Origin of the sequence: Mesorhizobium sp. B4-1-4 (assembly GCF_006439395.2) — a bacterium.
Classification (GTDB): Bacteria; Pseudomonadota; Alphaproteobacteria; order Rhizobiales; family Rhizobiaceae; genus Mesorhizobium.
In genome coordinates this window covers 5,468,694-5,485,174 of sequence record NZ_CP083950.1, presented here as the reverse complement: position 1 = coordinate 5,485,174, position 16,481 = coordinate 5,468,694, and the positions used below count along the sequence as shown (strand labels likewise).

Annotated in this window: 16 protein-coding genes; 9 read left to right on the top strand and 7 right to left on the bottom strand. The window is 63.2% G+C overall.

The window, feature by feature from the left end; all coding sequences use genetic code 11:
• Window positions 1-24: 24 nt before the first annotated feature.
• The 3 genes from FJW03_RS26420 to FJW03_RS26410 all read right to left on the bottom strand — a co-directional run bounded on the left by FJW03_RS26420 (window position 25) and on the right by FJW03_RS26410 (window position 3,143).
• Window positions 25-531 carry a heme-degrading domain-containing protein gene (locus FJW03_RS26420; protein WP_140767162.1) on the bottom strand — a complete coding sequence of 169 codons (507 nt, stop codon included), beginning with the start codon at window positions 529-531 and terminating at the stop codon, window positions 25-27.
• A gap of 78 nt (window positions 532-609) precedes the next feature.
• The gene (gene guaD, locus FJW03_RS26415) at window positions 610-1,923 is read right to left on the bottom strand and encodes a guanine deaminase (RefSeq protein WP_140767163.1); all 1,314 of its coding nucleotides are present in this window, start codon (window positions 1,921-1,923) and stop codon (window positions 610-612) included.
• 2 nt (window positions 1,924-1,925) lie between these two features.
• Window positions 1,926-3,143 carry a urate hydroxylase PuuD gene (locus FJW03_RS26410; protein WP_140767164.1) on the bottom strand — a complete coding sequence of 406 codons (1,218 nt, stop codon included), beginning with the start codon at window positions 3,141-3,143 and terminating at the stop codon, window positions 1,926-1,928.
• A gap of 137 nt (window positions 3,144-3,280) precedes the next feature.
• Here FJW03_RS26410 and FJW03_RS26405 point away from each other — a divergent pair, with 137 nt between their 5' ends.
• The 3 genes from FJW03_RS26405 to FJW03_RS26395 all read left to right on the top strand — a co-directional run bounded on the left by FJW03_RS26405 (window position 3,281) and on the right by FJW03_RS26395 (window position 6,560).
• Window positions 3,281-4,201, top strand: coding sequence for a LysR family transcriptional regulator (locus FJW03_RS26405; protein ID WP_140767165.1), 921 nt, complete (start codon window positions 3,281-3,283; stop codon window positions 4,199-4,201).
• A gap of 128 nt (window positions 4,202-4,329) precedes the next feature.
• Complete coding sequence (locus FJW03_RS26400; RefSeq protein WP_140767166.1) at window positions 4,330-5,310, top strand: LLM class flavin-dependent oxidoreductase; 981 nt, start codon at window positions 4,330-4,332, stop codon at window positions 5,308-5,310.
• Window positions 5,307-6,560 (top strand): LLM class flavin-dependent oxidoreductase, encoded by a 1,254-nt coding sequence (locus tag FJW03_RS26395; protein ID WP_140767167.1) that lies wholly within the window; start codon window positions 5,307-5,309, stop codon window positions 6,558-6,560. The genes FJW03_RS26400 and FJW03_RS26395 overlap by 4 nt, the downstream gene beginning before the upstream one ends.
• A 13-nt stretch (window positions 6,561-6,573) precedes the next feature.
• Here the strand turns inward: FJW03_RS26395 and xdhC are convergent, their stop codons facing one another.
• The 4 genes from xdhC to uraH form a co-directional block, all read right to left on the bottom strand.
• On the bottom strand, window positions 6,574-7,572 hold the full coding sequence (gene xdhC, locus FJW03_RS26390; RefSeq protein WP_226890471.1) for a xanthine dehydrogenase accessory protein XdhC: 999 nt from the start codon (window positions 7,570-7,572) through the stop codon (window positions 6,574-6,576).
• A gap of 62 nt (window positions 7,573-7,634) precedes the next feature.
• Complete coding sequence (gene xdhB, locus FJW03_RS26385; protein WP_140766277.1) at window positions 7,635-9,998, bottom strand: xanthine dehydrogenase molybdopterin binding subunit; 2,364 nt, start codon at window positions 9,996-9,998, stop codon at window positions 7,635-7,637.
• Between the two features lie 214 nt (window positions 9,999-10,212).
• Window positions 10,213-11,694, bottom strand: a complete 1,482-nt coding sequence (xdhA, locus tag FJW03_RS26380) for a xanthine dehydrogenase small subunit (protein ID WP_140766279.1) — start codon at window positions 11,692-11,694, stop codon at window positions 10,213-10,215.
• Between the two features lie 3 nt (window positions 11,695-11,697).
• On the bottom strand, window positions 11,698-12,072 hold the full coding sequence (gene uraH / locus FJW03_RS26375) for a hydroxyisourate hydrolase (RefSeq protein ID WP_140766280.1): 375 nt from the start codon (window positions 12,070-12,072) through the stop codon (window positions 11,698-11,700).
• Between the two features lie 202 nt (window positions 12,073-12,274).
• On the opposite strand from uraH, the gene puuE reads away from it, so the two are divergent.
• The 6 genes from puuE to FJW03_RS26345 all read left to right on the top strand — a co-directional run bounded on the left by puuE (window position 12,275) and on the right by FJW03_RS26345 (window position 16,451).
• Entirely contained in the window at window positions 12,275-13,693 is a 1,419-nt protein-coding gene (gene puuE, locus FJW03_RS26370; protein ID WP_140766281.1) for an allantoinase PuuE, read from the top strand.
• A gap of 10 nt (window positions 13,694-13,703) precedes the next feature.
• The gene (locus FJW03_RS26365; RefSeq protein ID WP_140766282.1) at window positions 13,704-14,567 is read left to right on the top strand and encodes a bifunctional allantoicase/(S)-ureidoglycine aminohydrolase; all 864 of its coding nucleotides are present in this window, start codon (window positions 13,704-13,706) and stop codon (window positions 14,565-14,567) included.
• Window positions 14,564-15,070: an ureidoglycolate lyase gene (locus tag FJW03_RS26360; RefSeq protein ID WP_140766283.1), complete on the top strand. Its 507-nt coding sequence runs from the start codon at window positions 14,564-14,566 to the stop codon at window positions 15,068-15,070. Before FJW03_RS26365 ends, FJW03_RS26360 begins: the two co-directional genes overlap by 4 nt.
• A complete protein-coding gene (locus tag FJW03_RS26355; RefSeq protein WP_140766284.1) occupies window positions 15,067-15,660 on the top strand; it encodes a nucleoside deaminase in 594 nt (197 codons plus the stop codon). The genes FJW03_RS26360 and FJW03_RS26355 overlap by 4 nt, the downstream gene beginning before the upstream one ends.
• A 144-nt stretch (window positions 15,661-15,804) precedes the next feature.
• The gene (locus FJW03_RS26350) at window positions 15,805-16,029 is read left to right on the top strand and encodes a type II toxin-antitoxin system MqsR family toxin (protein WP_226890470.1); all 225 of its coding nucleotides are present in this window, start codon (window positions 15,805-15,807) and stop codon (window positions 16,027-16,029) included.
• Window positions 16,030-16,031: 2 nt separating this feature from the next.
• A complete protein-coding gene (locus FJW03_RS26345; protein WP_140766285.1) occupies window positions 16,032-16,451 on the top strand; it encodes a type II toxin-antitoxin system MqsA family antitoxin in 420 nt (139 codons plus the stop codon).
• Window positions 16,452-16,481: the final 30 nt, after the last annotated feature.

The following is a 16,481-nucleotide window of genomic DNA, read 5'->3' as shown; positions in this document are numbered from 1 at the left end:
GGCGGATGAGGGGCGGCGTCAACGTCACGAATTTGTTTCCGGCGGCAGAGCAAGCTCGCTTGCTTCGATGCCCAGGTGATTGCACAGCGCGTCGACCACCACGCCATGATCCTCGCGCTCCGGCAGTCCGGAGACGGCGATCACGCCGATGACGCCGGCGCCCTTGACGGCGACCGGAAAGCCGCCGCCGGCCAGCACGTAGTCCGAGATGTCGAGCCCCTCACCGACCTTGAAGGTGCGGTCCGGGCGCTGCTGTTCCAGCACCATGCGGTAGGTGCTTCGCAGGAACCGTTTGACGACATTGATCTTGCGCCGCGCCCAGTCGGGATTGGAGGCGTTGGAACCGGGCATTGCCGCATAGAACAGCGGCCGGCCCCACAGCCTGATATCCACGATGATGGGCAGGTTTTCGGCGAGAGCCCGGTCCCGGATGGCCGAGCCGATCTTGAAGGCAACGGCTTCATCGAAGGCGGCAAAGACAAGGGTCTCTTCCTGTCTCTTGATCAGAGCGATGTCGTCAGCAACGGCCATGTCGTTCCCCTGTCAACTTCGCCGCACGCTTTGACCGATGGCTGCCGCCGGGTCAAGCAAGGAACGCACCGTAGGCCTCTAATTCGCCAGGTCACTCTTGGCGGGCCGCCCCGCGACATAGACCTCGCGCACCGCACGGTCGTCACCCAGCGTCTGCAGCAGAAACAGTTCCTGCGCCAGCGTCTCCACCGTTTCCATCCTGAGCCGCATCGCGGGTGTTGCCCTGGCGTCGAGCACGACGATATCGGCGTCGGTGCTTTCATCCAGCGTGCCGATCTTTTCCGCCATCGACAGCGCCTCGGCATTGCCGCGCGTTATCTGCCAGAAGGACTGGAACGGGTTCAGCTTCTCGCCGTTCAGCGCGATCACCTTGTAGCCTTCGTCCATGGTTCGCAGCATGGAATAATTGGTACCGCCGCCGACATCGGTGGCCGCCGCGATCCGCAACGGTTTCTCGCGACGGCGGTAGCGCTGATAGTCGAACAGGCCGGAACCGAGGAACAGGTTCGAGGTCGGGCAGAACACCGCCACCGAACCGCTATCCGAAAGCGCATCGGCCTCACGTTCCCCCAGATGGATGCAGTGACCGAACAGGCTCTTTTTGCCCAGCAGCCCATAATGTTCGTAGACGTCGGTGTAGTCGCGCGACCAGGGGTAGAGCTGTTGCGTGAACGCGATCTCGGCGTGGTTTTCCGACAGATGCGTCTGCATATGCAGGCCGGGATATTCCCGGCACAAGGCTCCAGCCATCTCCATCTGCTCCGGCGAGGAGGTAATGGCGAAGCGGGGCGTGACGGCATAGTGCTGACGCCCCTTGCCATGCCACTCCGCGATCAGCGCCTTGCTGTCGTCATAGCCTGATTGCGCCGTATCGAGCACGCCCTCGGGCGCGTTGCGGTCCATCATCACCTTGCCAGCGATGTTGAGCATGTCGCGCGCATGCGACTCGGCGAAGAAGGCTTCGGCGGAGGCCTTGTGCACCGAGCAGTAGGCGACCACCGTTGTCGTGCCGTGGCGGACCGTCTCGTCAAGGAACAGCCGCGCGATGCGGCGGCCATGCTGCGCATTGGCGAATTTCGTCTCTTCCGGGAAGGTGTAGGTGTTCAGCCAGTCGAGCAGTTCGGCGCCGTAGGAAGCGATGATCTGCATCTGCGGGAAATGCACGTGCGTATCGATGAAGCCCGGCAGCAGCAGATGCGGCCGGTGATCGATCTTTGTTGTCCCCTCACCGGCATGCTTCTCGACATCGGCATAGGCGCCGGCAGCGACGATCATGCCGTCGCTTATCAGCAGGCCGCCATCCTCCTCGTAGCGCCAGGCGGAATGATCGTCGATGGTTTCGGGCCAGCGCACGAAGGACAGCGTGCGGCCGCGCAGAAGTGTCGAGGTCATGCTTATTTCCCCGCGCCTTCGAACCAGGCCACCAGCAGCGCCCGTTCCTTGTCTGTGATCTGGCTGACATTGGCGGGTGGCATGGCGTGGCTGCGGCCAGCCTGCAAATAGATCTCGCGGGCGTGATCGGCGATGTTGGCATCGGTGTCCAGCATTACGCCCTTGGGGGCATGGTAGATGCCTTCATAGACGGGTTCGGCCGCATGGCACATCGCGCAACGGCCGAGCACGGTGTCGCGCACGGCTGGGAAATGCGCGGAGGCGACATAGACTTCCGCCGAGGCGGAAGCCTTCGGTTCGCCAGTCAGCACCTTCGGCACGGTCGACAGCCAGATGATGACCATGAACAGGACAAGGGCGCCGAGCCATGTCCAGTGCGGATTGCCGGCACGCTTGTGCACGGTGTTGAAATAGTGCCGGATCAAGACGCCGATGATGAACACCAGCGAGGCGATGACCCAGTTGAACTGCGTGCCGAACGCCAGGGGATAGTGGTTCGACAGCATCAGGAACAGCACGGGCAGTGTCAGGTAGTTGTTGTGAAGCGAGCGCTGCTTGGCGATCTTGCCATATTTGGGGTCTGGCTTGCGGCCGGCGATGAGGTCGGCGACGACGATCTTCTGGTTGGGAATGATGACCATGAAGACGTTGGCCGACATGATCGTCGCGGTGATGGCGCCCAGATGCAGGAAAGCGGCGCGGCCGGTGAACAGGTGCGTCAGCCCCCAGGCGATGAACACCAGCACGCAATAGAGGACCAGCATCAGGCCGGTGTCGCTCTTGCCGAGCGGCGAGCGGCACAGGAGATCATAGACCACCCAGCCGACGCCGATCGTTGCCATCGACAGCAGGATGCCTGTAGGCACCGACATGGGCAGCACATTGGGATCGATCAGGAACAGGTCGGCGCCGGCGTAATAGACCACGCACAGCATGGCGAAGCCTGACAGCCAGGTGGCGTAGGATTCCCATTTGAACCAGGTCAGGTGCTCCGGCATCTCGGCCGGCGCCACCAGATATTTCTGGATGTGGTAGAAGCCGCCGCCATGCACCTGCCATTCTTCGCCGAAGGCGCCGACAGGCATGCCTGGACGCTGGCGCAGGCCGAGATCGAGCGCGACGAAATAGAATGACGAGCCGATCCATGCGATGGCGGTGATGACGTGCAGCCAGCGCACGGCGAAGCTCAGCCAGTCCCAGAAAATGGCGAAATCCATCATTGAAGTCGTCCCTGCCGATTGGCTGACTTTACGGTGTGGCGCGCAAACGAAAAGAGGCGAGGTGTGCGATGACTTTCAAAAAAAAATGGAAAATACTAGGTTGGCTATACGCAGCCGCATGAAAGCCCCGGAACCGCATGGCCTATCTCGACAACATCGCCGTCTTCGTTCGCGTCGTCGAACTCGGCAATCTGTCGGCGGCGGGGCGCGACATGCGCATTTCGCCAGCGGTCGCCTCCAACCGCATCAAGGAACTGGAGAAGCATCTTGGCGTGCGGCTGTTCAACCGCACCACACGGCAATTGATGCCGACCGAGCATGGCACCGTGTTTTATGCCGGCGCCAAGCAGGTGCTGGAGGCGATCACCGAGGCGGAGGCCGCCGTCTCGGCGCTCTCCGGCCAGCCACGCGGCACCATCAAGGTGACGGCGCCGCTCGGCCTCGGGCGCCGGCTGGTGGCTTCGGGCATTCCCGATTTCCACGACAAATATCCCGACATCGAGGTGCGGCTCAGGCTTTCGGACCACAATGTCGACATCATGAAGGAAGGCATCGACGTCGCCTTCCGGTTGGGCATCATCGAAGATTCCAGCCTGCGGATGCGCGGCATCATGGATTGCGAACGCGTGCTGGTGGCCGCGCCGAAATATCTGGAGGCGCGCGGCGAGCCTACCGAACCGCAAGAACTGATCGGCAAGAAGCATGACTGCCTGATGCTGCGCTATTCCGGCGCGCGCGAATATGTCTGGACCTTGCAGACCCCCACCGGGCCACAGAAATTCGAGGTGCACGGGCCCTACGACACCGACGATGGCGACGTGCTGACCGGCTGGGCATTGTCCGGGCGCGGCATCATCAACAAGCCGCGCTTCGAGGTCGAGCCGTTCATCCGCGACCGGCGGCTTAAGGTGATCCTCGCCAACACGCCACCGACGCCGGTGCAATTCGCCGCCGTCTATCCGCACAAGAAACTGCAAGACCCGAAGGTGCGGCTGTTGCTCGACTTCATGGCGGAGCGCTGCCAGCGGCTGATCAAGGATATTCTCGCCGGGAAATAGAGCTGGCCGGCGAGTGACCGCCCACTGGCCTACCCAAAGGGCTTGCCTCGCCAGAGGACGAACTTAGTTTCGTCCCCTGCGCGGTTTGACCCGGGCAATCCGCACCTTGGATGAGGTACGAGCAGCCGATGGGCAACACCACGACAATGCATCTCGCCGTTTCACTCGATCTCACATCCATGCCAACGCCGGACTTCGGCCTTGTTGCCGGCCTTGCCCGCAAGGCGGAAGAGGCGGGCCTGGACATGGCCATTATCGTCGATTCCGCCCCTGGCAGTGCCCATTCTAGCAGTTCGTTCGAGGCGACGACACTCTTGGCGGCACTGGCAACTGTAACCAGTAGGATCGGCCTGGTCGCCAGGGCCTCGACAATTGCCCACCAGCCTTACAATCTGGCGCGCCGTTTTGCGTCGCTCGACATCATCAGCCACGGCCGCACTGGCTGGAACGCGACCGTGGCGCAGTCACCACGCGAGGCCGCGAATTTCAGCCGGCCGGACGGGTTTTCCGAAGGCGATTTTCGCCGCCGCACGGAGGAATATATCGGCATCGTCCAAGGCCTGTGGCAGGGCTGGGATGCGGATGCTCTGCTGTTCGACAAGAGCGGCGGCCGCTTCCACTATCCTGAAAAGATGCATTTGCTCGATCACAAAGGCGAATTCTTCTCGGTGCGCGGACCGCTCAACATCGCACGCTCGCCGCAGGACATGCCGGTGCTGGTGCTGTCCGGCCTGTCGGAGTCCGACATGGATGTCGCTGCCCGCACCGCTGATGTTGTTTTGCTGGAACACGGACCGAGCAACGTGGCGAAGGCACGCATTGATGACCTGAGGCGCCGCGTCACGGCCGCGGGGCGCGATCCAGGTGCCATGAAGGTGCTGATGAATGTCGCTGGCTCTGATCGGGCCGCCGCCGACAGGCTGGAAGAATGGCTCCGTTCGGAAGGCTGCGACGGGTTCAATGTCCTGGTACCTGCGCAGCTTCCGGCGCTCGACAATTTCGTCGATCGTGTCGTGCCGGAGTTGCGGCGGCGCGGCCTCGTTCGAGGAGGTTATCGTGGGACAACCTTGCGCTCGCATCTTGGACTTGCCGGCGGAGGCAGCCAATGACCGCGTCCCGCCAGATGAAGCTCGGCGCCTTCCTGTGGGCGACGGGCCATCACATCGCCGCCTGGCGGCATCCGAAAGCGCATGTGACCGCGGGCATCGACATCGACCACTACATCCAACTTGCGCGCATCGCGGAAGCGGCCAAGTTCGACATGATCTTCTGCGAGGACGCCGCCGGCCTGCGCGAAGCCAATGTCAGCATCGCCAGCCAGACGTCGCGGTCGATCGGCTTCGAGCCGATCAGCCTGCTTTCGGCGCTCGCCGTCCAGACCAGCCGCATCGGCCTCGTTTCGACGGCGTCGACGAGCTACAACGAGCCCTACGGCCTGGCGCGAACCTTCCTGTCGCTCGACCATCTGAGCGGCGGCCGGGCCGGCTGGAACCTGGTCACCTCGGCCAGCCCGATCGAAGCCGCCAATTTCGGCGCCACGGGCCTCAAGCCGCATGCCGACCGCTATGAGCGGGCGCGCGAATTCGCCGAAGTAGTTACCGATCTTTGGAGCGGCAAGGCTTCCGCTCACGAGGGCCAGAGCTTTTCGGTGCGCGATCCGCTCGACCTGCCGCGCTCGCCGCAAGGTGCGCCGGTCATGGTCCAGGCCGGCGCCTCGGATGTCGGCCGCGACCTTGCCGCCCGCACCGCCGACGTCGTGTTCACCGCGGCACAGACCTTCGAGGAAGCCAAGGCCTTTTATGACGACCTCAAGGGGCGCGTGGCGGCCTATGGGCGTGAGCCAGACGACATCAAGATCATGCCGGGCGTAGCACCCGTGGTGGCGGAAACCGAGGCCGAAGCCCGGGAGAAACATGAGGAATTGCAGGAACTGATCCCCGACGATGTCGGCGTCGCGCTGCTGTCCAGCTATCTCAGTATTTCAGATCTGTGGCGCTATCCGGTCAACGGGCCGCTGCCCCAACTGCCGGAGAGCGAGGGCATGAAAAGCCGGCAGACGCTGGTTGTCGAGCAGTCGCGCCGCGACGGGCTCTCCATCCGCCAGCTTGCCCGCCACTTCGCCGGCGCACGCGGCCATTGGCGCATCGTCGGCACGGCGGCGCGGGTCGCCGATGAGTTACAGGCACGGTTCGAAGGTGGTGCGGCCGATGGCTTCAACGTGATGCCGTCTTACTTCCCTGGCGAACTCGACGCCTTTGCCACGCTGGTCGTGCCGGAGTTGCAACGGCGCGGGCTGTTTCGCAGGGACTATGAGGGCCGCACGCTGCGTGAACATCTCGGCTTGAAACGGCCGGCTTAGCCGCGGCGCAAGCTTAGCTCGCCATCACCCTGTCATGGGGACGGTCGGCACTTGAGCCCGCCCCGTGCACGACCAGCGCCGTCATGATCTCGGCGGCGGCGAGTGCGGCGATCACCGGCGGGCGCTTGTCCTTGACGGCATCGCCGCCGATCGGCGAGACGAGGCGGCCAAATTCCGCTTCGCTGCCATCGGCCGACTTCAGGAACCAGTTCCTGAAGGTCGCCTTCTTGGTCTTCGAGCCGATCATGCCAACATAGGCCGCGTCGTCACGTTTCAACGCTTCGGCTACGATCAGGAAATCGAGCGCATGATCGTGGGTGAGAACGGCGAAGGCGGTGCCGGGCGGTGCCCTGCGCACCTCGGCCTCGGGCATTGGGGTCAGCCGCGTCTCGACGGTTTCCGGCATGCCTTCCAGCGCCTCGGCGCGTGTCTCGATGACGACGCCGTGGACGGGAAGAAGCGCTACCGTCGACGCCAGCGCCTGGCCGACATGGCCGCCGCCGAAGATATAGACATGCGGCAGATGCGCCTCCTCGGTTTCGGCGGCCGCCACCAATTCGGCGGCGAGTGCGGCATCGACCAGCCGGATCAGCACCTCCACGCGCCCGCCGCAGCATTGGCCGATCTCCGGCCCCAGCGGCACATCCAGCGTGGCGCAAACTTCGTCGACTTCGATGCGGGTTTCTTTACCCTCCCCCTTGTGGGGAGGGTCGGACGACGCAGTCGTCCGGGGCGGGGGTTCTCCGGACGCTGCGCCCCCACCCCGGCCGGCCTTGCCGGCCGACCCTCCCCACAAGGGCGAGGGTGAAGACCCAACCATCTGCCGTGCCCTGTCAATGACCATATATTCGAGTTGACCGCCGCCGATCGTGCCAAAGATCGCCGTTTTCGAGACGAGCATGAAGGCGCCCTTCTCACGCGGCGTCGAGCCTCTTGTCCCGGCCACCTCGACCAGGGCAAGCCGGCCGGTGCTGCCGAGAAAGGCTTTCAGGCTATGCGCTTTCGAGTTCATGGCTCACGTTCCCGCACAGGGAATATAGGGTTTTTCGGCTGGGATTGCACGTTTGCCGGCCTTCAGTCGCCAGCCTTGACCTCGTTCTTCAGCCGCTCGATCGCCATCAGCACGCGTTCCGGCGTTGCCGGCGCATCGAGACGCGGGCAGATCTTGTGGTCGGCGACGCTGGCAACCGCATCGGACAGCGCGTGCAGGACCGCCATGCCATGCGGCAGCGGCGGCTCGCCCACCGCCTTGGAGCGATGTATGGTCGGCTCGTAGGCTTGCGACCAGTCGGTCAGCGCCACATTGAAAATCTTCGGGCGATCCGACGCCAGCGGGATCTTGTAGGTCGAGGGCGCATGCGTGCGCAGCCGGCCCTTGTCGTCCCACCACAGCTCTTCCGTCGTCAACCAACCCATGCCCTGGATGAAGCCGCCCTCGACCTGGCCGATATCGATCGCCTGGTTCAGCGACCGGCCGCAATCGTGCAGGATGTCGGCGCGCTCGACGACATATTCGCCGGTCAACGTGTCGACCGACACCTCCGCGCAGGCCGCGCCATAAGCGTAGTAATAGAAGGCATGGCCCTGGCCCTTGCTGCGGTCCCAATGGATTTTCGGGGTCTTGTAGAAGCCGGCGGCCGAAAGCTGGACGCGCGCAATATAGGCCTGCTTGACCAGGTCGTTGAAGCTGACCTCCTGGTTGCCGACCCGCACCCGGTTGGGCAGGAACACCACCTGATCGATCGGCACCTGGTACTTTTCGGCGGCGAAATCGGTCAACCGCTGGCGAATCTGGCGCGCTGCATTCTGCGCCGCCATGCCGTTGAGGTCGGCGCCCGATGACGCTGCCGTCGGCGCGGTGTTCGGCACCTTGGCGGTGGTGGTGGCGGTGATCTTCACCCGGTCGAGGTCGATCTGGAATTCTTCCGCAACGACCTGCGCCACCTTGAGGTGCAGGCCCTGGCCCATTTCGGTGCCGCCATGGTTCATGTGCACCGAACCGTCGGCATAGACGTGGACCAGCGCGCCGGCCTGGTTGGACTCGGTCTTGGTAAAGGAAATGCCGAACTTCACCGGCGTCAGCGCCAGGCCGCGCTTGATGAAGCGGCTGTTGGCGTTGAAGGCTGAAATTTCGCGCCGACGCCGTGCGTAACCGGCACTTTCCTCGAGTTCGGCGACGATGCGCTGGATGATGCAGTCCTCGACCTTCTGGTGATAGGGCGTGACATTGCGGCCGCCGATCGCTTCCATCGGGTCATAGAAATTCAGCTTGCGGATTTCGAGAGGATCCTTGCCGACCGCGAAGGCCACCTCGTCGATGACACGCTCGGCGCCGACCATGCCTTGCGGGCCGCCAAAGCCGCGAAAGGCGGTGTTGGAGACGGTATTGGTGTAGAGCGGCGCCGATTTGGCCAGCACGTTCGGGTAGAAATAGGCGTTGTCGCAGTGGAACAACGCGCGATCGCCGACCGGTCCGGACAGATCGGCCGAAAAGCCGCAGCGCAAGGCGTAGGTGAAGTCGACGCCGAGAATATTGCCCTCGTCGTCGAAGCCGACTTCATAGTCGATGGCAAAATCATGCCGCTTGCCGGTGGCGGTCATGTCCTCGTCGCGGTCGAGGCGGATCTTGACCGCGCGCTTCAGCTTCTTGGCCGCGATGGCGGCGATCGCGGCACACTGGTTTGCCTGCGTCTCCTTGCCGCCGAAGCCGCCGCCCATGCGGCGCACTTCCACAGTCACGGCGTGGCTAGGCACGCCGAGCGTGTGGGCGACCAGATGCTGCGTCTCGCTCGGCCCCTGGGTCGAGCAGTAGACGGTCACTTCATCGTCCTCGCCGGGGATTGCCAGCGACACCTGGCCTTCGAGGTAGAAATGGTCCTGGCCGCCGACCCACATGCGGTTCTTGATGCGGCGGGGCGCTGCCGCGATGGCCGCGCCCGCATCGCCGCGGCGCAAGATCAGCGGCGTCGTCACCTGCTTGTCGTTGACCGGATCGAGATCCCATATGCCGATCACGGCAGACAGTTCTTCATACTCGATTCTGGCTAGGCGCGCCGCGCGGCGCGCGGCCTCGCGCGTCTCGCCAATCACGGCGAAGATCGGCTGGCCGAAGAACTGCACCTTGCTTTCCGCCAGCACCGGATCGTCATGCATGTTGCTGGGCGAAACATCGTTCTCGCCGGGCACGTCGGCATAGGTCAGCACATCGACGACACCGGGTGCAGACCGCACCGCCGACAGGTCGACGCTCCTGAGAATGCCGTGCGCCACCTTGGACAGGCCGAGGCCTACATGCAGCGTGCCGGCCGGTTCCGGCATGTCGTCGATATAGACGGCGGTGCCGCTGACATGTTTGTGCGCGGAATCATGGCGCTGGTCGGTGGCGACGCCGCCGGTGATTTTTTCGGCCTTGAGGTTGGGGGCAGCGTGCTTGTTCATCGAGCGCCTCTTTTCCCTTCTCCCCGTTCACGGGGAGAAGGTGGCCCGGAGGGCCGGATGAGGGGCCGCGCCAAGGCTGATAAGTTTCCGGCAGCTGGCACAGCACGGCGCCGCCCCTCATCTGCCTGCCGGCATCTTCTCCCCGTGAACGGAGAGAAGGACGCTATTCGCGACCGTCCGGTCCCTTGGCCGAATGAGTTGATCTGCAAGCCCATCACGCCGCCTCGTACCTTGAAACCTGAATCGGCTCGCTTGTGCCGCTGGTCTCGGCAAAGAACCGCAAGAGAAGATTACGCGCCGTCAGGGCGCGATATTCGGCGCTTGCCCGCATATCGGTCAGCGGCGTGAAATCCCTGGCGTATTCGGCCATCGCCGCCTCGACCGTGTCTTCCGTCCACGGCTTGCCGAGCAGCGCCTGTTCGACGCCCAACGCTCGCTTCGGCGTCGCCGCCATGCCGCCATAGGCGATGCGCACATCCGCGACCGTGCCGTCCTTGGCGACCGTCAGGAAAAAGGCGCCGAGGGCCGCCGTGATGTCTTCGTCGCGGCGCTTCGTGATCTTATAGACAGCGAACTTTGTGCCCTTGGCCGGCACCGGAACGTGGACGGCCTCGACGAACTCACCGGGCTGCCTGTCCTGTTTGCCATAGGCGATGAAGAAGGTTTCCAGCGGGATCGTGCGCCGCTTGTCGCCTTTGCGCAGTGTCAGCCGCGCTCCAAGCGCGATCAGCGGCGGTGGCGTATCGCCGATCGGCGAGCCGTTGGCGATGTTGCCGCCGATAGTGCCCATGTTGCGCACCTGTTCGCCGCCGATACGGTCGAACAGCGGCCCGAGCGCCGGGACGCGTTTCGACAGCGTCGAGAAGGCTTCGGTGTAGGTGACGCCGGCGCCAATCGTTATCACGCCGTCATCTTCCGAAATGGTGCAAAGCCCGTCGAGATCGCCGATAAAAATCGCCGGCGAGATGTCGCGCATGTGCTTGGTCACCCACAGGCCGACATCGGTTGAGCCGGCGATGATAGTGGCGCCGGGTTCGTTGTCCAGCACCGTAGCGAAATCATCGACATCGGCCGGCACGATTAGCCGCGCCCTGCCCGACCCGATTTCGATCCGGGCTGGGTCATCAAGCGCCTGCAGTCGTGCGGTAATGTCCTGACGCTCCGTGGCGAGCGGGTCGTTCGCCGCCTTGCCGTAGCTGGAGATGGCGTGCGCGGCACGCATGATCGCCTCGTAGCCGGTGCAGCGGCAGAGATTGCCCTGCAAGGCCTTTTCTATCGCCGCATCCGACGGGTCCGGCGACTTCATCCACAGCCCATAGAGCGACATGACGAAGCCCGGGGTGCAGAAGCCGCATTGCGAGCCATGGAAATCGACCATCGCCTGCTGGACGGGATGCAACCGGCCAGGTTCCCCGCGCAGATGCTCAACGGTGACGACATGGGTGCCGTCGAGCGAGCCAAGGAAGCGGATGCAGGCATTGACGCTTTCATAGGCCAGGCCGCTGGCCGAAAGCTTGCCGACCAGTACGGTGCAGGCGCCGCAATCGCCCTCGGCGCAGCCTTCCTTGGTGCCGCGCAGCGAACGGTCGAGCCGCAGCCAGTCGAGCAAGGTCGCGTCGGGCGCCACGGACGACAGCACGACGTCCCTGCCATTGAGGATGAAGCGTATCTCGTTGCGGATCTTGACCTTGGCCATGCCTCAACTTCCCCTGTAGGTGGAATAACCGTAGGGCGAGATCAGCAACGGTACATGATAATGCACCGCCTCCGCCATGCCGAAGCGGATCGGCACGCTATCGAGGAAGGCTGGCTTCGGCAGTTTCGTGCCCTGGCCGCGCAGATAATCGCCGGCCGCGAACACCAGCTCGTATTCACCTGCGTGGAATTCGCCGCCTGCGAGCAGCGGCGCGTCGCAGCGGCCGTCGGCGTTGGTCGTGACTGTCTTCAGATGTGCCCGCGCGTCGCCGTCGAGACGGTAGAGCGCGATCGACAACCCCGCCGCCGGCTTGCCGGTGGCCGTGTCCAGGACGTGCGTCGTCAGACGACCGCCATCGGCTTTCGACGTTTCTGCCATTGGCCGCCTCCCATTTTTCGGTACATACGAAGGGCCCGGTACAATCGAGCATTACTGATGAATTGTGCGCCAATTAAAGGCGATGCATAAGTCCCGGTCGAGCGGAGTGCGACAAAAACACTTTCAAAAATTTTCGGGGGAATGCGAGAAGCACCCTTTCGATATCCTGATCATACTTCGGGCCATGCTGGCGGGAGGGACGATGCGTTACACCAGGGACATGCGCGGCTACGGAGCCAATCCGCCGGATCCGAAATGGCCCGGCGGCGCCCATGTCGCCGTGCAGTTCGTCGTCAACTACGAAGAGGGCGGCGAGAACTGCGTGCTCCACGGCGACAAGGCTTCGGAGGCCTTCCTGTCCGAGATCGTCGGCGCGGCACCCTGGGTGGGCCAGCGCCACTGGAACATGGAATCGATCTACGAATATGGCGCCCGCGCCGGCTTCTGGCGGCTGCTTCGGCTGTTCAGCGAGGCTCAGGTGCCGGTGACCTGCTACGGGGTCGCCACAGCACTTGCCCGCTCGCCAGACCAGGTTACGGCCATGCAGGAAGCCGGCTGGGAAATCGCCTCGCATGGGCTGAGATGGATTGACTACCGCGACCACAGCGCCGAAGACGAGCGCCGCGACCTCGAAGCGGCGATCAAGCTGCATTACGAGGTGACCGGCCATCGCCCGACCGGCTGGTACACGGGCCGCACATCCGTCAACACAGTGCGTTTGGCGGCCGAAGAAGGCGGCTTCGACTATGTATCGGACACCTATGACGACGAACTGCCCTACTGGTTCGAGCATGAGGGTGGCACGCAACTCATCATCCCCTACACGCTCGACGCCAACGACATGCGCTTCGCCACGCCGCAAGGCTTCAATTCTGGCGACCAGTTCTTCGCCTATCTGAAAGACAGTTTCGATACGCTCTATGCCGAGGGCAAGGCCGGACGGCCGCGCATGATGAACATCGGCCTGCACTGCCGGCTCGTCGGGCGGCCGGGCCGGGTGGCGGCGCTGAAGCGCTTCATCGACTATGTGCAATCGCACGACAATATCTGGCTGGCGCGGCGCATCGACATCGCCCGCCATTGGCAAGAGAACCATCCCTACAAGCCGGCCGCGCTGCGCCCATCGACGATGGAATTCGAGACGTTCGTTCACACTTTTGGTGGCGTCTTCGAGCATTCGCCGTGGATCGCGGAGCGGGCCTACGAACTGGAACTCGGTCCGGCGCACGATACATCAGGCGGCCTGCACAATGCGCTCTGCCGCATCTTCCGTGCCGCGAGCGAAGCCGAGCGGCTCGGCGTGCTCAACGCCCATCCCGACCTTGCCGGCAAGCTGGCCAAAGCCAAGCAGCTGACGGCGGAATCGACCAGGGAACAGGCATCGGCCGGCCTCGACGCGCTGACCGACAAGGAACGCGAGTTGTTCTCCAAGCTAAACGCCGCTTATGTCACCACCTTCGGCTTCCCCTTCATCATCGCGGTGAAGGGAAGGACCAAGGAGGAAATCCTGGCGGAGTTCGAGGCGCGCATCGGCAACAGCCGCAGCGTCGAATTCGAGACCGCCTGCAAACAGGTCGAGCGCATCGCACTGCTCCGCCTCAGGGATATGCTGCCGCAATAGGTTTGAACCCATGGATACGATCAGGATGCCCGAACGAACCTATTATGCGCCGCATGGCGGCCATTCCGGCCAGACCGAGCTTTTGACTGGCCGCGCCGTCTTCGCCGAGGCTTATGCCGTCATCCCCAGGGGCGTGATGCAGGACATCGTCACCAGCGCCTTGCCATTCTGGGACAAGACCCGCGTCTGGATATTGTCGCGCCCGCTGTCCGGTTTTGCCGAGACATTCTCGCAATACATTGTCGAGGTCGCGCCCGGCGGCGGCAGCGACAGGCCCGAGCCAGATGCCGGCGCCGAGGGCGCCCTGTTCGTGGTCGAGGGCGAACTGACGGTTCTGCTCGCCGGCAAGAAGCATAGCTTAAGGCCCGGCGGTTTTGCCTTCCTGCCGCCAGCCAGCGGCTGGACCGTTCACAACGAGGCCAAGGCTGCCGCTCGTTTCCACTGGATTCGCAAGGCTTACGAGGCGGTCGACGGTCTCGACACGCCGGAAGCTTTCTTCACCAACGAGCAGGAGATCGCGCCGACGCCGATGCCCGGCACCGAGGGCCGCTGGGCAACGACGCGCTTTGTCGACCCCGCCGATTTGCGCCACGACATGCACATGACGATCGTCACGCTCGAGCCCGGCGCCGTCATCCCGTTCGCCGAGACGCATGTCATGGAGCACGGCCTCTACGTGCTCGAAGGCAAGGCCGTCTATCGCCTCAACCAGGACTGGGTCGAGGTCGAGGCCGGCGACTATATGTGGTTGCGCGCTTTCTGCCCGCAGGCCTGCTACGCCGGCGGCCCCGGCAAATTCCGCTATCTGCTCTACAAGGACGTCAACCGGCACGCCAAGCTCGGCGGGGCAGGCATCGGCGGTCGCGCGCGGTGACCCGCATCACGGCTCGGCCGTTGACCCGGGAGGCCTTTGCCGGGTTTGGCGACGTCATCGATATGGGCGGCGACAACCACTATCCGATCAATGGCGGCAAGGCCGAGCGCTACCATGATCTGGCGACCGCCGAGGCGACAGGGCCGAATGCCCGCGTGCTGATCTCGATGGTGCGCGGCACGCCTTACGAGATGCCGCTGAAACTGAGCATGGTGGAGCGCCATCCCTTCGGCAGCCAGGCCTTCATTCCGCTATCGCCACGCCCATTCCTCGTCGTCGTCTGTCATGACGGCAAGGAAGGGCCGGGCGAGCCGCACGCCTTCCTCACCGCGCCAGGACAAGGCATCAACTATTCCCGCAATCTCTGGCATGGCGTGCTGACGCCGATCGGCGAGCCTCAGGATTTCCTGATCGTCGACCGTGGCGGCGACGGCTCCAACCTCGAGGAATTCCATTTCTCGCACGCCTATGAGATCCATCTCCCCGACGAGACCCAGTCATGACCGAGATTTCGCTGATCGACCGCCTGCTCGACGTCATCGAGCACGACATCGTGCCGAAGACGGCGGATGGCGTCGCCCATGGCAACAAGCTGTTCGGCGCGGCGATCCTGCGGAAAGCCGACCACTCGCTGGTGCTGGCCGAAACCAATAACGAGATGGAAAACCCGCTTTGGCACGGCGAGGTGCATTGCCTGAAGCGCTTTTATGAGATGCCCAAGGCCGAGCGCGTCGACACCAAGGACGCCATTTTCCTCGCCACGCACGAGCCCTGCTCGCTCTGCCTGTCGGCGATCACCTGGACCGGCTTCGACAATTTCTACTACCTGTTCAGCCACGAGGATTCGCGCGACAGTTTCGCCATCCCGCACGATCTCAAGATTCTGAAAGAGGTCTTCACCCTCGATCCGGGCGGCTACAATGCCGAGAACGCCTACTGGAAGAGCTTTTCCATACGCAGGCTGGTGCGGGCGTTGCCCGAGGCCGAACGCCAACGGCTGGAGACGAGCATCGGGAAAATCTCGGTGCGCTACGACGAGCTGTCGGATGCCTACCAGGCAAGCAAGGCCGAGAACGACATTCCGCTGAATTGAAGGTCGCGGAATTTCGCTGATTATCATCTCTTGAATTGCCCCCTTTATGGGGGCATATTGCGCCATGGAAAAGCGCAGGCCTACTTATGATCTTGATGCGATCAAGACGACATTTGGGTCTGTCGATAGGCTGGCAATTACAACATGGCGCTGCGCGACGCTATTGGCCTCGGTTTCGATCGCGCGGGCGTGGTCGAGGTGATCGGCAGCATGACGGGAAAGATGTTCGTAAAGTCGATGACTACCTTCGCGGATCATCGGGTCTGGCAGGATGTCTATCATGTCCCGTCACGCGACCTGATCCTCTACGTGAAATTCCAGGCAGATGTCGTGACCGAATTCATGATCATGTCGTTCAAGGAGAAATGACCATGGCGACGAGAGAAAGCAGTGAAACGAATACGATGATCTCTCCCGAAACCGGAGAAACGTTGATGCGCGGAGTGCGTCCATTCACCTTGACCTATAAGGGCGAAAGCATGATCGTCGACCTGCCAGGTTACTATCCGGCATCGGGCGGCGAAGGCGTGCATGTCGGAGACGACATGATCCCTGTCGACGCGGCTCTGCGCGTCCTCAAGGAAAAGATCGACGGTGTCCCCGCCCCTGCAACCATCCGTCGTGTCCGCACGAAACTCAAACTGTCGCAGCGCGAGGCGGGATCTCTGTTCAAGGTTGGCGAAAACGCCTTCGACAAATATGAACGCGGTTTGATCGAGCCGAGTGGCCCGACCATTCAACTAATGACTCTGCTTGAAAGGCACCCCGAACTGCTGGACGAATTGCGGTAACGGCACAGGTCGCATAATTCGCTGCTCCAG

Excerpts from the sequence above, each read along its gene's own strand:
- FJW03_RS26420 (WP_140767162.1), bottom strand. The coding sequence starts at position 531 with ATGGCCGTTGCTGACGACATCGCTCTGATCAAGAGACAGGAAGAGACC.
- guaD (WP_140767163.1), bottom strand. The coding sequence starts at position 1,923 with ATGACCTCGACACTTCTGCGCGGCCGCACGCTGTCCTTCGTGCGCTGG.
- FJW03_RS26410 (WP_140767164.1), bottom strand. The coding sequence starts at position 3,143 with ATGATGGATTTCGCCATTTTCTGGGACTGGCTGAGCTTCGCCGTGCGC.
- FJW03_RS26405 (WP_140767165.1), top strand. The coding sequence starts at position 3,281 with ATGGCCTATCTCGACAACATCGCCGTCTTCGTTCGCGTCGTCGAACTC.
- FJW03_RS26400 (WP_140767166.1), top strand. The coding sequence starts at position 4,330 with ATGGGCAACACCACGACAATGCATCTCGCCGTTTCACTCGATCTCACA.
- FJW03_RS26395 (WP_140767167.1), top strand. The coding sequence starts at position 5,307 with ATGACCGCGTCCCGCCAGATGAAGCTCGGCGCCTTCCTGTGGGCGACG.
- xdhC (WP_226890471.1), bottom strand. The coding sequence starts at position 7,572 with ATGAACTCGAAAGCGCATAGCCTGAAAGCCTTTCTCGGCAGCACCGGC.
- xdhB (WP_140766277.1), bottom strand. The coding sequence starts at position 9,998 with ATGAACAAGCACGCTGCCCCCAACCTCAAGGCCGAAAAAATCACCGGC.
- xdhA (WP_140766279.1), bottom strand. The coding sequence starts at position 11,694 with ATGGCCAAGGTCAAGATCCGCAACGAGATACGCTTCATCCTCAATGGC.
- uraH (WP_140766280.1), bottom strand. The coding sequence starts at position 12,072 with ATGGCAGAAACGTCGAAAGCCGATGGCGGTCGTCTGACGACGCACGTC.
- puuE (WP_140766281.1), top strand. The coding sequence starts at position 12,275 with ATGCGTTACACCAGGGACATGCGCGGCTACGGAGCCAATCCGCCGGAT.
- FJW03_RS26365 (WP_140766282.1), top strand. The coding sequence starts at position 13,704 with ATGGATACGATCAGGATGCCCGAACGAACCTATTATGCGCCGCATGGC.
- FJW03_RS26355 (WP_140766284.1), top strand. The coding sequence starts at position 15,067 with ATGACCGAGATTTCGCTGATCGACCGCCTGCTCGACGTCATCGAGCAC.
- FJW03_RS26350 (WP_226890470.1), top strand. The coding sequence starts at position 15,805 with ATGGCGCTGCGCGACGCTATTGGCCTCGGTTTCGATCGCGCGGGCGTG.
- FJW03_RS26345 (WP_140766285.1), top strand. The coding sequence starts at position 16,032 with ATGGCGACGAGAGAAAGCAGTGAAACGAATACGATGATCTCTCCCGAA.